At 66.0% G+C, this 12,185-nt stretch carries 13 protein-coding genes; 3 read left to right on the forward strand and 10 right to left on the reverse strand.

The window, feature by feature from the left end; genetic code table 11:
• Positions 1 to 25 precede the first annotated feature (25 nt).
• Genes F791_RS0110175 through F791_RS0110185 form a run of 3 tightly spaced genes read right to left on the reverse strand, consistent with a single transcriptional unit; the run spans position 26 to position 2,682 of the window.
• Entirely contained in the window at positions 26 to 991 is a 966-nt protein-coding gene (locus tag F791_RS0110175; RefSeq protein WP_019592525.1) for a S49 family peptidase, read from the reverse strand.
• A gap of 9 nt (positions 992 to 1,000) precedes the next feature.
• Positions 1,001 to 1,699: an HAD family hydrolase gene (locus tag F791_RS0110180; RefSeq protein WP_012982591.1), complete on the reverse strand. Its 699-nt coding sequence runs from the start codon at positions 1,697 to 1,699 to the stop codon at positions 1,001 to 1,003.
• A complete protein-coding gene (locus F791_RS0110185) occupies positions 1,696 to 2,682 on the reverse strand; it encodes an RluA family pseudouridine synthase (protein WP_019592526.1) in 987 nt (328 codons plus the stop codon). The genes F791_RS0110180 and F791_RS0110185 overlap by 4 nt, the downstream gene beginning before the upstream one ends.
• Positions 2,683 to 3,114: 432 nt before the next feature.
• On the opposite strand from F791_RS0110185, the gene F791_RS0110190 reads away from it, so the two are divergent.
• Positions 3,115 to 5,949 carry an Rne/Rng family ribonuclease gene (locus F791_RS0110190; protein ID WP_019592527.1) on the forward strand — a complete coding sequence of 945 codons (2,835 nt, stop codon included), beginning with the start codon at positions 3,115 to 3,117 and terminating at the stop codon, positions 5,947 to 5,949.
• A gap of 74 nt (positions 5,950 to 6,023) precedes the next feature.
• On the opposite strand, the gene F791_RS0110195 is transcribed toward F791_RS0110190, so the two are convergent.
• A complete protein-coding gene (locus F791_RS0110195) occupies positions 6,024 to 6,518 on the reverse strand; it encodes a low molecular weight protein-tyrosine-phosphatase (RefSeq protein WP_018174324.1) in 495 nt (164 codons plus the stop codon).
• A gap of 223 nt (positions 6,519 to 6,741) precedes the next feature.
• On the opposite strand from F791_RS0110195, the gene F791_RS0110200 reads away from it, so the two are divergent.
• Both F791_RS0110200 and F791_RS0110205 read left to right on the forward strand, forming a co-directional pair.
• Positions 6,742 to 7,977 (forward strand): flagellar hook-length control protein FliK, encoded by a 1,236-nt coding sequence (locus F791_RS0110200; RefSeq protein WP_018174323.1) that lies wholly within the window; start codon positions 6,742 to 6,744, stop codon positions 7,975 to 7,977.
• Between the two features lie 9 nt (positions 7,978 to 7,986).
• Positions 7,987 to 8,346, forward strand: a complete 360-nt coding sequence (locus F791_RS0110205; RefSeq protein ID WP_019592528.1) for an EscU/YscU/HrcU family type III secretion system export apparatus switch protein — start codon at positions 7,987 to 7,989, stop codon at positions 8,344 to 8,346.
• A 21-nt stretch (positions 8,347 to 8,367) separates the two neighbouring features.
• Here the strand turns inward: F791_RS0110205 and F791_RS0110210 are convergent, their stop codons facing one another.
• From F791_RS0110210 to motD, 6 genes are all read right to left on the reverse strand, one after another.
• Complete coding sequence (locus F791_RS0110210; RefSeq protein ID WP_018139246.1) at positions 8,368 to 8,787, reverse strand: DUF2802 domain-containing protein; 420 nt, start codon at positions 8,785 to 8,787, stop codon at positions 8,368 to 8,370.
• 83 nt (positions 8,788 to 8,870) lie between these two features.
• A complete protein-coding gene (locus F791_RS13555; protein ID WP_018174320.1) occupies positions 8,871 to 9,092 on the reverse strand; it encodes a hypothetical protein in 222 nt (73 codons plus the stop codon).
• Positions 9,093 to 9,191: 99 nt separating this feature from the next.
• Entirely contained in the window at positions 9,192 to 9,650 is a 459-nt protein-coding gene (locus F791_RS0110215) for a chemotaxis protein CheW (RefSeq protein WP_018139245.1), read from the reverse strand.
• Positions 9,651 to 9,734: 84 nt separating this feature from the next.
• Positions 9,735 to 10,466, reverse strand: coding sequence for a chemotaxis protein CheW (locus F791_RS0110220; RefSeq protein ID WP_018139244.1), 732 nt, complete (start codon positions 10,464 to 10,466; stop codon positions 9,735 to 9,737).
• Positions 10,463 to 11,269: a ParA family protein gene (locus F791_RS0110225; RefSeq protein WP_018993940.1), complete on the reverse strand. Its 807-nt coding sequence runs from the start codon at positions 11,267 to 11,269 to the stop codon at positions 10,463 to 10,465. The genes F791_RS0110220 and F791_RS0110225 overlap by 4 nt, the downstream gene beginning before the upstream one ends.
• Positions 11,266 to 12,183: a flagellar motor protein MotD gene (gene motD / locus F791_RS0110230; protein ID WP_018139242.1), complete on the reverse strand. Its 918-nt coding sequence runs from the start codon at positions 12,181 to 12,183 to the stop codon at positions 11,266 to 11,268. Before motD ends, F791_RS0110225 begins: the two co-directional genes overlap by 4 nt.
• Positions 12,184 to 12,185 lie beyond the last annotated feature (2 nt).

Here is a 12,185-nt window from a genome sequence, read left to right on the forward strand (position 1 = left end):
GCGTCACCCCGCCTGTTTTGCCGGCTCAGCGCCAGTTGGGCTTGGTCTCCATCGCCAGCCAGCTCTGCAGCGCCGACATGCCCAGGTCCTCGAACAGAAGCTGCAGGGCGCTGCGGCGCGGCTTGAAGGTCACCATTTTCTCAACACCAATCACGTCGCGTGCGACCGACTGATCCGTCCCCAGACCATCGAGAAGGCCCAGATCCACCGCGCGTTGACCGGTCCAGATCAGGCCGTCGAACAGCTCCTCGTTTTCGGCCAGACGATCTCCCCGCCCCTGGCGGACCACATCGACGAACTGCTGGTGCAGCCCGTCCATCAGGTCATGGATATGGCTCACGTGACCCTCGTCGAGCGGCAGAAACGGATCCAGCAGGGCCTTGTTCTCCCCGGAGGTGAACAGCCGCCGTTCGACACCAATGTTCTCCAGCAGATCCACCACGCCAAAGCTGTCCAGGCGCACCCCGATCGAACCGACCATGCTGGCCTGGCTGGCGTAAATCTCGTCGGCCGCCACGGCGATGTAGTAGGCGGCCGAGGCCCCGATATCGGTGACGACCGCATAGACCGGGATGTCCTCGTGCTCGTCCTTCAGCCGCAGGATCTCGTCATGGATCGCGGCGGCCTGCACCGGACTCCCGCCCCCACTGTTGATGCGCAGCATCACGGCGCGAGTGCCATCCGCCTCGAACGCCCGTTTCAGGGTCTTGTTGAGCTCTTCGGCGTTGGCCCGAGCACTCGACGCGATCAGTCCGTCGACCTCGACAACGGCCACGTGCTCTTCGGGCTCGCGGTCGTCCTCGAACCAGGCGGTCAAGCCCATATCGCCGCCCCGCACCAGAACCAGCAGCGCGAACAGATAGATGAACAGCAGCAGCTTGAAGAAGATTCCCCAGCGCCGGGCACGCCGCTGTTCCACCACCTGGGCCTGGACCAGACGCTCCAGCGTCTCGCGCTCCCAGCCCGGCTTGTTCTCGTTCGACCAACCCATCGTTTGTCCTCAGTCCTCGGGAAGCGGCTCCGACTGCCGCAGGAGATCCAGCAGTTCCTTCAGGTCGCGGGCCACGGCCAGCGGGCGCTCGGCGCTCAGCCGGCGGTGATCGTGGACCCCATGTGTCACGGCCAGCGACGGGACGCCGGCGGCGCGAGCCATCTGCAGATCATAAACGCTATCACCGACCATCCGTGCCCGGGAACGTTCCACCCCGCAGCGCGCCATCACATGTTCCAGCATCACCGGACTGGGTTTCGACGGATGCTCGTCCCCGCAGGCCGTCGCGACAAAACGTCCCATGAGGCCGGCGGCTTCCAGGGCCTGGTCCAGCCCCGCCCGCGACTTGCCGGTCGCAACGCCCAGCAGCACGCCGCGTTCGTCAAGCCAGTCGAGCAAGGGCTCGACATGCGCGAACAGGGGCGTCTCTGGCGCATCGGTGGCGCCCAGATAGCACTGGCGATAGGTGGTGGCGAACGCCCCCACGAACGCAGAGTCGGCGCCCGGGAACAGTCTCTCTACCGCCGCCTCCACGCCCAGGCCAATAATATCGCGCAGCTCGCTTTCCGCGGGCGTCTCGCGCCCCAGGGCCGCACAGGCCCGCTGCAGGCAGTGAACAATCCGGCGTGGCGAATCCATCAGCGTCCCGTCCCAGTCGAATACGACCAGGCGCAAGGCATCCCCCTCCGGTGGCAGCAGTGTGCTCATCCGGACGCTTCGGGGCTTGCGAGCGCATCGAGGATCGACTGCAGCTCGTCCGGCAGCGGCGCGGAGTACACATGCGACTCGCCGGCCGAATCCTCGTACTGCAGGGCCTGGGCGTGCAGAAACAGGCGTTTCAGGCCTGCCCCGCGCAGTACCCGGTTTTCATCGGGCAATCCGTAGTCGTGATCGCCGCCAACGGGATGGCCAATCGCCTGGCCATGTACGCGGATTTGGTGGGTCCGTCCGGTACCGATCCGTACCTCGGCCAACTGAAAAGATCCAAAACGTTCCAGCGGCACGAACTGGCTGATCGCCGAGCGGGCACTCTCGGGGTCGGCATCCTCCCCCGCACGCATGCGGCGTTTCCCGTCCTGACCCCGACTGGAGGCAATCGGTTCGTCGCACACAATGGGCTGATCGTTGGGGAACGCCCCCACCAGCAGCGCCAGATAGCGCTTCTCCACACGCCCCTCGCGCAGCGCCGCGTGGAAGTCCTGCAATCCCGCGCGAGTCTTGGCCAGCAGCAGGCAGCCGCTGGTCTCGCGATCCAGCCGATGCCCCAGCTCCAGCTCGCAACCGGGACGCAGCTGGCGCATCGCCTCGATGATCCCGAAGGCCAGGCCGCTGCCGCCATGCACCGCAAGGCCCGAGGGCTTGTCGAGGACCAGGACCTGGTCGTCTTCATGCAAGATGGAGCGGCGCAGTCGGTCCAGGACCCCCGGGGGGATGTCCCGCTCGACGGCCTCGGGCCGGTCCAGGTCCGGCACGCGCACCTCCGAGCCGACACTCAGCCGCTGGGTCACCTTGGCACGGCGCCCATCGACCCGGATCGCCCCCTTGCGCACCAGGCGGTAGATCAGACTTTTGGGAACTCCCTTGAGCTCGCGCAGGAGGAAGTTATCCAGGCGCTGGCCATCCCCGCGCTCGGTGACCGAGAGCGTACGAGGCCCAGAGGGAGATTGCGGCTGACGGGGACGTGCTTTCATCGGGCGCGATCCTACCTCAGGCGCGCCATCCTAACCATGTACCCTGGCATTTCCGCGACGAAAAAACTTGCCCAATCGGGGGGTTATGCCCTACATTGGCGCACGGTACCTGCTGGCGGATATTGCGCCCGGGCGCCTCGAATTACCCGCCGATCTGGTCCTGCACAGTGCGACTACATGCGACCAGACGGCCATCGCCCAAAAGCGAACCTGTGACACTATTTCTTCTAACCCAGTCCTGTCTCCCCGGCCCCGCATCCCGCGGACGGCTGGTCCCGTGGCTATTGGTGAACACCTGGCTGGCGCGTTGGATTCCTCTTCGCGCCGCCATGGCGAGCATGCGTCTCGAAACGTCGACGTGCCGCCTCCGTTCCGCACCACACGGCCCCGGGCTTGTGACCGACGTACAGGACGACCGACCGAGTCCATTGCATGAAACGCATCCTGATCAATGCCACGCAGCCCGAAGAGCTGCGCGTGGCCATGGTCGACGGCCAGCGGCTGTACGACCTCGATATCGAACTGCCCTCGCGCGAGCGCAAGAAGGCCAACATCTACAAGGCCAAGATCACCCGCGTCGAGCCAAGCCTCGAAGCCGCGTTTGTTAATTTCGGCGCCGAGCGCCACGGCTTTCTCCCGTTCAAGGAGATCGCCCCCTCCGCGGTTGGCGCGCCGGCCGACAGCGACAAGCCCATCCGCGAGCTGCTAAAAGAAGGGACCCAGCTTCTCGTCCAGGTGGAGAAGGAAGAACGAGGCAACAAGGGTGCCGCGCTGACCACCTATATCAGCCTGGCCGGGCGCTACCTGGTCCTGATGCCGAACAATCCCAAGGCCGGTGGCGTCTCGCGACGCATTGAGGGCGAAGATCGCGCGGAACTGCGCGAGGCCCTGTCCGGCCTGACCATGCCCGATGGCATGGGCGTGATCGCCCGCACCGCCGGCGTAGGCCGCAGCACCGAAGAACTGCAATGGGACCTCGACTACATGACGGCCCTTTGGTCGGCCGTGACCGAGGCGGCGGAAAAGGCCAACGCCCCGGCGCTGATCCACCAGGAAAGCAACGTGATCATCCGGGCCCTGCGCGATCACATGCGCAATGACGTCGGCGAGGTGATCATCGACGACGAAGCCGTCTATCAGCAGGCGGAGGACTTCGTCCGACTGGTGATGCCGAACAGCCAGCGCAAGCTGAAGAAGTACGACGACCCCGTCCCGCTGTTCAACCGCTATCAGATCGAAAGTCAGATCGAGAGCGCCTTCGATCGCGACGTGCAGCTCCCCTCCGGCGGCGCCCTGGTCATCGACCATACCGAGGCCCTGATCTCCATCGACGTGAACTCCGCCCGCTCCACCAAGGGTGGCGATATCGAGGAGACCGCCTTCCACACCAATCTGGAAGCCGCTGAAGAGGTGGCGCGCCAGCTGCGCGTGCGAGATCTGGGCGGCCTGATCGTGATCGATTTCATCGACATGAGCGCCAACAAGCATCAGCGAGAAGTGGAAAACCGTCTCCGCGAAGCGCTCGAGCTCGATCGCGCGCGGGTCCAGGTGGGCCGCATCAGTCGCTTTGGGCTGCTGGAGATGTCGCGCCAGCGCCTGCGTTCGTCGCTCGGCGAGTCCAGCCAGATCACCTGCCCCCGCTGCCAGGGGCATGGCCAGGTGCGCAGCGTCGAGTCGCTAGCCCTGTCGATCCTGCGCCTGATCGAAGAAGAGGCGATGAAAGACCGCACCGGCCTCGTCCTGGCGCAGGTCCCGGTCGATGTCGGCACCTTCCTGCTGAACGAAAAACGTTCATCGATCAACGAGATCGAGGCACGCCATCGGGTCGATATCAGTATCGTCCCGAACCCGCAGTACCTGACACCGAAGTTCGAGGTCCAGCGCGTGCGCGGCGACGAACGCGAAGAGGTCGTCAGTGGCCGCGGATCGCACGAACTCGTGGAGTCCGTCGAAGAGGATGTCGACCCGCACGGCGAACGCCGCGGCAAAGTGGAGAAGCCCCTGGTCCAGGGTGTGAAGGTCAAGGCCCCGGCCCCGATGGCCGAGTCGCCCGCCCCTCAAACGCCCAGCGAGCCGGTGCAGCAACCCGGGTTCTTTACCCGCATCTGGTCCTCCCTGTTCCCCAATGCGGCCCGGACCCCGGAGCCTGAAGCAGAAGAGCAAGAGAAAGACGAGGGGCGCAAGCGCGGCAAAGGCGGGCAGCAGCGAGCCAGCCGCGGTAATGGAAGCAACCGTGGGGGCGGCTCCAACCGGCGCCGTGGCGCACGAGACGACGGCGGTGACAAGCGTGATGCAGCGAAGCCGTCAGGTAACGGCAAAGGCGAGCCCCGTCAGGACGCCAGCAGCGCCGGTAGTGAAGACGGCGGCAAAGGCGGCCGATCGCGACGGCGTGGTAGCGCCAGTGGTGGCGCCGGCACCAAGGCTCGCGAAACCGAACCCAAGGCCGCCAAACCGAAGGCGGAAGGGGGCGAGGCAGCCGCAACATCCGAGGAACCGGCATCGCCTTCCGGGAACGGCCCGTCCACTTCCGACGACGATAGCGGCAAGGGCCGTGCCCGTTCGCGCCGCTCGCGCCGGGGCGGGCGCCGTCGTGGCGGCCGCGGCCGCTCCGGAAGCGGTGACGACAGCTCGGGTAATGAAAACGCCGAGAACCAGGATGCCGGTACTTCGAAGGAAGGTGACAAGTCCGCCTCCTCACCCCAGGACAGCGAGACCACCAAGAAGCCGGCCGTGCAGGACTCGGGCAAGGGCGACAGCCAGCCACCCAGCGGCGAGTCCAAACCGGCCGCTAGGGAAAAATCAGCCGAGAAGGACTCCGGCCAGGAAACCGGTGGCAAAAGCGAAAAGGCGCCTGAAGACAAAGGTGCGGTAAGCGACAAGCCTCAGGCCCAGGAGAAGCCAACCCGCGAGCCTGGCAAGGCGGAAAAAGGGTCGGAAGAGGCGCCCAAGGCTGCCTCCGGCACACGTCGGGCAAAGGGAAGCGCTCAATCGTCCAAAACGGATGACGCGAAGGACAAGGGTGATTCTGGATCGCACACCGAGAATCGCCCTTCCGAAGCCGCCAAAGCGGATGACAGCTCCGCATCAAAGCCGTCTCGGGGCAAGAAAAGCGATGCCAAGCCCACGCCCGAGAAGGCCGCACCCGCCGAGGCCAGCGGTTCTGCCCGGTCGGAGCCGGCCTCGGCACCCCCGACCGACAAGCCGGCCAGCAAGCCGGAACCGGCGGCTGAGTCTTCGAGCAGCCCGGACGACAAGCCGCGCGATTGAGCTGGAAACCGGCCGATAACGTTTATCGCGTTATCGGCCGGCGGGAGAACGCCCCGGCCGCCTGACCAGGGTCTTCAGGAGACGCGCTCCAGCGCGTGTTCCCGGCAGATGTGGTCCAGCAGGCCGTCGCTGGCGGCCTCGACGAGATCCATCACATGAACGAAGCCATCCGGCCCGCCATAGTACGGGTCCGGTACTTCGCGCTCGGGATGGTCCTGGGCGAACTCCAGGAAACGGTGCAACCGCGCGCGGGCGCCATTCGGCTGGATCTGCTGGGCATTGCGATAGTTCGCCTCGTCCATCGTCAGGATGTAGTCGAACGTCTCGAAGTCGTCCGCCTCCAGCTGCCGCGCCCGCAACTGGTCGAGATCGTAGCCTCGGCGGCTCGCCTCCTCGCGGGCGCGCGGGTCCGGCCGTGCCCCAACGTGATAACCCGCCGTACCCGCCGAATCCACCTCAATGGCGGACTCCAGACCATGCGCGCGCACGCGTGCCTGGAAGACACCGTGAGCCATGGGCGAGCGGCAGATATTGCCCAGACAAACCATCAGCACTCGAATCTTTTGCATGCCTTCTTTTGTGTTCGCGAAATGAACACACAGCATAGCAAAGCCCCGCTCCGATGCCCGCCCGTAGGCGCGGCGGACGCGGTGTGCGATGCTGTTGGCATGCCTGCTGTGCGGGCAGCCGCTTCCCAAGCGACTCGGAGCACCGATGCCCGACTTTACCGGCCCTCGCCCAACCGGATTGCCCGCAGGCGGCCTTGATCGGGTAGCCCCGCGAGCGAGCGCGATGCCGACGCTTGAGACCGGCACCCGGCTGCAGGTCCAGATCGTCGGGCAACTGGCCGAACGGGGAGTTCAACTGCGTCCGCTGACGTCGTCCGGCGCGCAAAGCGTGGACACCCGCGCGCCCACCTTCAATGCCCAGCTCGCGACTCCACTACCCAACGCCCTGCTACCCGGCAACCAGTCCGGGCCACGCATCGCCCTCGCCGAGGTGACCCGCACAGAGCCGCGCCTGGAGGTGAGGCTGCTACCCCTGCCCTCTGGCACCACCCTGGCGACCGGTTCGCCCTCGCCCCCGGCGCCGACTTCACCATCGAATCCGTCGGTCGGCCAGCACGACGCCACGCAGTGGCTGTTGCGCGAGTTGCGCCACCAGATACCGGGGGCGCGAGGCCTGGCCGGTGGCATGCAAACGATTCAGAACACGCTGGCCACGGCCATAGCAGCCGGCGCGCCACCCACAGCAAGCGAAGCCCGACTGCTGCCGGCGATGAACCGCCTGATCGAACTGACACCTCCTGCCGTTCGCCTGACCAGCCCCGATAGCCTGAATCGCCATATCCAGCAGTCCGGCCTGTGGCTGGAGGCCATGCTCGCTCAGGGGGTTCGAACCAATACCTCTGGCACGGCCGCTCAGGATCTCAAGGCCCAGCTGCTGCGCGTCGCCGAACACCTGCGCCAATCGGCCGAGACCCGTTCCCCTCTGCCAACCCCCGCGGCTGCGACGCCGGCCCCACCCGCGCCCACCACGGCGGGCCTGCCTCCCACGGGGGCGCTGGCCGGGCTCATCGAAGGGATGCTGAAGCGCATTACCACGCTGCAACTGCATTCACTGCAGCCCAGCACGCAGGGAGACGACGAGTCGCATCCCCGCTGGTTCTTCGAGCTACCCTTTCGCAGCCCGCAAGGGCTTCACTCGCTGGCCGGCCAGTTGCAGCACGAGGCTGGCCGCCCCCCCGAACGCGCCGAGGGATGGACTCTTGTGCTGGATCTCGATTTGCAGGCCCTCGGCCCTACCCGTGTCGCCCTTGCGCTGCGCGATGACCGGGTATCCGTTCATTTCACCGCAGAACGCCCGGAAACCGCCCAACGCCTGCGCGCCGGCACGCCGGAACTCCATCAGCGCCTGGCCGGGCGTGACCTGACCGTCGGATCGCTCTCGGTGCGAGAAGGTCAGGTGGAGCCACAGGATCCGGCGAGCCTTACCTTGCGTGACGGGCTGCTGGACGAGCGCGCCTGAAGGCTTGAGATGAGCAAGCGACGCCCCCCTCACGATCACGACGAGCCGTACGTCGCCCCCCGCGGCCCCCGCCGGCAGCAAGCGGTGGCACTGGAATGGGATCGGCAACGAGCGCCGCGGATCACCGCGAGCGGCAGTGGTGTCACCGCCGAGCAGATCCTGCGAATCGCCGAGGAACACGGGATTCCCCTGCACCAGGACCCGGGCCTGACCGAGGCGCTCGCACAGGTACCGCTGGGCGAAGAGGTCCCGGAGAGTCTTTATGTCGCGGTGGCCGAGGTCCTGGCGTTTGTATTTGTGCTTGCGGGCATCACACCCGAGGACCGCGAACAGGGATACCGCCGCGACGATTCAACATCGGGCGAGTGAAGACACAAGCAGTAGCAGGGACTAACGACGACCCGCAGAGCCGGGGGCGTGCAGACTGTACAGGAGGTCCAGCTCGGTGGTGGTCAGGCCGCACATCCGGCGGACTTCTTCGCGCTCACGGCCCTGCCGAATAAGCTCGATCGCCTGCTGATAGGCGCCATCATCGGCGTCACGGGCCCGCAGCTCGCTTTGCTGGTCGTTGAGGCGCTCCAGTGCGCGCTGCACCGCGGATTGCGCCTGGCTGTGGTTGACCACCCCCTGGGAGATGACCTTCATCGCCCCCTGCAGCGCCATCACCGAGGTCGCCTGACGCTGGTAGTCCTGGCGCAACGTCGCGAGCTGGCGCCGCAGGGTTAACACAAGCGAGACGGACAGCACTGCGACGACGGTCGCCACCAGGGCGATTGCCGCGACAATCCAAACCAGAATGCCTTCCCCCATCGACCCAATACTCCCAGCGACTCAGACTCGATTGTCGCGTGAAATGCACTGATACACCACCCGGGGCCGACTGGAGGGGTCCGTCAGGCGTAATCGTCGATCAAGCCCTTACGGGGGCGCTGGCGTCGGTCGCGCGGGGAACGCTGTTGCGCAGGCTTTACGGCCGGACGCAGCACGGGGTCCCGGTCGTGGTCATCACTGAGCGTCCGCCCGGGCACAGTCGTATGGACCGGGCGAACCGTGGAGTTCGTGGTCGGCGGCTGCACGGGGCGAACCGTACGATCCGGCTGCAGTTCATCCACCATCGCCCCACCTCCCCTCCGCATGCCGCGTTTCGGAGCCACTCTCAGGTTTGATCCTCTCCAATACGCGGCGTTTCCAGTTCGCCGAATGCCCCGCGGTTTCTACAGCTCCCGCAACTGGGCCCATTCCTCGTCAGACAGGAGCTTGTTCAAGTCGACCAGGATCGTGAGCCCCTGCTCCGTGCTCGTCACCCCCTGGATGAACCGCGAACTGTCGTCATTTCCGACTTCCGGCGCGGGCTCGACCGAATCCAGCGAGATCCGCACGACCTCCGAGACCGAGTCCACCAGGATGCCGACATTCTGGTTGTCGACATCGATGATCACGATGCGCGAGGCCTCGTCCGGCTCGCGGTCCTCCAGGCCCATACGGCGGCGCGCGTCGATCACGGTCACGACGTTGCCCCGCAGGTTGATAATGCCAAGGATATAGTCCGGCACACCGGGAACAGGCGCGATCTCGGTGACCTTCAGCACCTCCTGCACCTGCAGGACGTCAATCGCGTAGGTCTCCTCCGCGAGACTGAACGTCACATACGGGGCCGTATCGGCCTTGGCCATCGCTTCTACGTCTTGTGCGCTGCTCATGTCGTCCTCGTCGCTCGCGGACCCTGTTGCGGGCCCGGTGTTCGGTTCCTGAATACGTTATCGGCCGCGCTCGTCCCGGCTTGAGTCCGGAGTACCGCCCATTTCCCAGCTGCCCTGGTCCAGGGTCCGGTCGAGGGCCTCCAGGTCCAGCAGGGTGGCCATCTGTTCCCGCTCCACCCCGGCCAGCCAGGGCAGGCGCTTGCGGTGACTGCGCCAGCGCAGATTCTGAGGGTCGATCACGCGGGTCCCCTGAATCGAGCGGCAGGCCAACGCGAAGCGCGACCCGGCCAGGAACACGACATGGCGGGCTGTCTCCGGCTCATATTCCCGATCCTCGGGGGTCACCACGGCCGCGAGATCAATCAACTGCACTCGCCCCTGTTTGGTATCCGCCAGACCCAGATACCAGACGGAGTGGTTGGGCGTGGGGCGCACATCCAGATCCCCAAGCGGCGCAACGCCGCCGAGCGAGGCCAGCGGCGCCAGCAGGGTCAGATTCCCGGCCTCCAGCACCAGGGCGGAGAATCGCTCGGACGGACGCGGATACTCGTCACTCTCGACAATCGTGCGCGGAGGCACGGGGGGCGCGACCGCTTCGGCCACCACGGGGAGCTCTGGTTCGTCTAACGGCTCCGGTTCAGCGGGCGCCGGTCTCGGTTCGAGGATATCCGGGCGCAGCAGGTGCGCCGGGGCGATCGGCGCCGGTTCGTCCAGCAGGCTGCCAAAATAGTCATGCAGGGCTTCAGGTTCGGCCTTGAGTGCCAGGTTGTCATCACGCGAACGGTTCATCCCTTCTGCCTCCGGGTCCGGGCATGAGGCTGCGAAAGCTGCCCGCCAATCGCCTCCAGCAAGTCCGAGTACGCCAGTACGCCCCGGGCGTCCGGAATCATGAAGCACAGCGGCTGGCCTGCGCTCGACGCATCGCGAAACTTCGTATCGACCGGGATCACGCCGGGCCAGACCTCATCGCCATAAAGGCGGCGCAGCTCGGCCAACGCCTCGTGCGCGGCACGCGTGCGTCGATCGAACAGGGTGGGAATGATCCGGTACTGCAACTCGGCCTTGCGCGACTTCTGGACCATTTTCAGGGTATTGATCATGCGTTCCAGGCCCTTGAGGGCAAGGAACTCGGTCTGCACCGGGACCAGCAGCTCGTCACAGGCCGCCAGGGCATTGACCATCAACACGCCCAGCATGGGCGGGCAGTCCATCAGCACGTAGTCGTACTGGTCGGCGACCTGCTCCAGCGCCTGGCGCAGCACCAGGCCCATCCCGCTGCGCGTACCAAGCTGACGGTCGAGTGTGGCCAGTGCCGTACTGGCCGTCAGCAGGTCCAGCCCCGGGAACCGGGTCTCGCGGATCAACCCCCGCGGATCAGGACGCTTCCCCTCTGCGCACTGGCTGAACAGCTCGTACACACCGCGGGTGGCGGTCTCCGGGTCGTGGCCGAAATAGGCCGTCAGCGAGCCATGGGGGTCGACGTCGACCATCAGGACGCGCTGTTCCGGACCCGACAACAGGCCACTCAGGGTGACTGTGGTCGTGGTCTTGCCCACCCCGCCCTTCTGGTTGGCCACCGCCCAGATCTTCACTCGGTATCCCCCTCGTCCCCATCCATCGTTGGTGCACCCGGCGCGAGCGGAAGGTCTTCGCGCAATTGCTCGGGTTCCTGCGCCCCGTCTTCGCGCGGGCGCGCGCCGGGCAGGACCACGATGGCCACCCGACGGTTTTCCGCCCGTCCTTGCTCGGTATCATTGCTCGCGACCGGACGATGCTCACCATATCCCAGGGCCACCAGATTCTTCGGCTCGATGCCCGCGTCTTCAAACACGCTCACCACGGCCGCGGCACGCCCCGAAGAAAGCTCCCAGTTGGAAGGATAGACCGCCGTCTGGATCGGGACATTGTCCGTATGGCCCTCCACGTGCACCCGCGACACCCGCGGCGCGAGGATCGCCCCGACCTCGTCCAGCAGGGCCCGGGCCTCGGGATTCAACGTAGCCGAACCGCTCCCGAACAACAGCCGACTGGTGATCTCGATTTCCAGCCAGTACGCCTCGCGGCTTACCCGGAGATCACCCTCCTCGATCAAGGGGGCCATCGCCATTTCCAGCTCGTCGGCGACCTCGGCCAGTGCCTCCAGGAACTCCTGCAGCTCGTCATCCGTACCCGCATCGTCCAGTAGCCCGGATAAGGCCATGTCGATGGGTGCTACACCGTCGTCAACGATGCCGGGCTGCACATCAATCGGAACCAGCGCGCGCATCTCGTCCAGGGACTGCTCACGCGACACCGTCGGTTCTCCCACCTGGATCGGATCGGTCTGCGCCGGTGCCCGGAAGGCGTCCACCAGCGACTCCGACAGCACACGATACTTGCCGTCATCCACCGAGGAGATCGCGTACATCACCACGAAAAACGCCAGCAGCAGCGTGACCAGGTCGCCATACGGGATGGCCCAGGCCTCGTGATTCTCCGCTTCTTCTTGGCGTTTGCGCCGGGCCATCG

This window comes from Thioalkalivibrio sp. ALRh (genome assembly GCF_000381425.1).
In the GTDB taxonomy this organism is placed as follows: Bacteria; Pseudomonadota; Gammaproteobacteria; order Ectothiorhodospirales; family Ectothiorhodospiraceae; genus Thioalkalivibrio.

Coding starts and splice junctions, on each gene's coding strand:
- F791_RS0110175 (WP_019592525.1), bottom strand. CDS start 991: ATGGGTTGGTCGAACGAGAACAAGCCGGGCTGGGAGCGCGAGACGCTG.
- F791_RS0110180 (WP_012982591.1), bottom strand. CDS start 1,699: ATGAGCACACTGCTGCCACCGGAGGGGGATGCCTTGCGCCTGGTCGTA.
- F791_RS0110185 (WP_019592526.1), bottom strand. CDS start 2,682: ATGAAAGCACGTCCCCGTCAGCCGCAATCTCCCTCTGGGCCTCGTACG.
- F791_RS0110190 (WP_019592527.1), top strand. CDS start 3,115: ATGAAACGCATCCTGATCAATGCCACGCAGCCCGAAGAGCTGCGCGTG.
- F791_RS0110195 (WP_018174324.1), bottom strand. CDS start 6,518: ATGCAAAAGATTCGAGTGCTGATGGTTTGTCTGGGCAATATCTGCCGC.
- F791_RS0110200 (WP_018174323.1), top strand. CDS start 6,742: ATGCCGACGCTTGAGACCGGCACCCGGCTGCAGGTCCAGATCGTCGGG.
- F791_RS0110205 (WP_019592528.1), top strand. CDS start 7,987: ATGAGCAAGCGACGCCCCCCTCACGATCACGACGAGCCGTACGTCGCC.
- F791_RS0110210 (WP_018139246.1), bottom strand. CDS start 8,787: ATGGGGGAAGGCATTCTGGTTTGGATTGTCGCGGCAATCGCCCTGGTG.
- F791_RS13555 (WP_018174320.1), bottom strand. CDS start 9,092: ATGGTGGATGAACTGCAGCCGGATCGTACGGTTCGCCCCGTGCAGCCG.
- F791_RS0110215 (WP_018139245.1), bottom strand. CDS start 9,650: ATGGCCAAGGCCGATACGGCCCCGTATGTGACGTTCAGTCTCGCGGAG.
- F791_RS0110220 (WP_018139244.1), bottom strand. CDS start 10,466: ATGAACCGTTCGCGTGATGACAACCTGGCACTCAAGGCCGAACCTGAA.
- motD (WP_018139242.1), bottom strand. CDS start 12,183: ATGGCCCGGCGCAAACGCCAAGAAGAAGCGGAGAATCACGAGGCCTGG.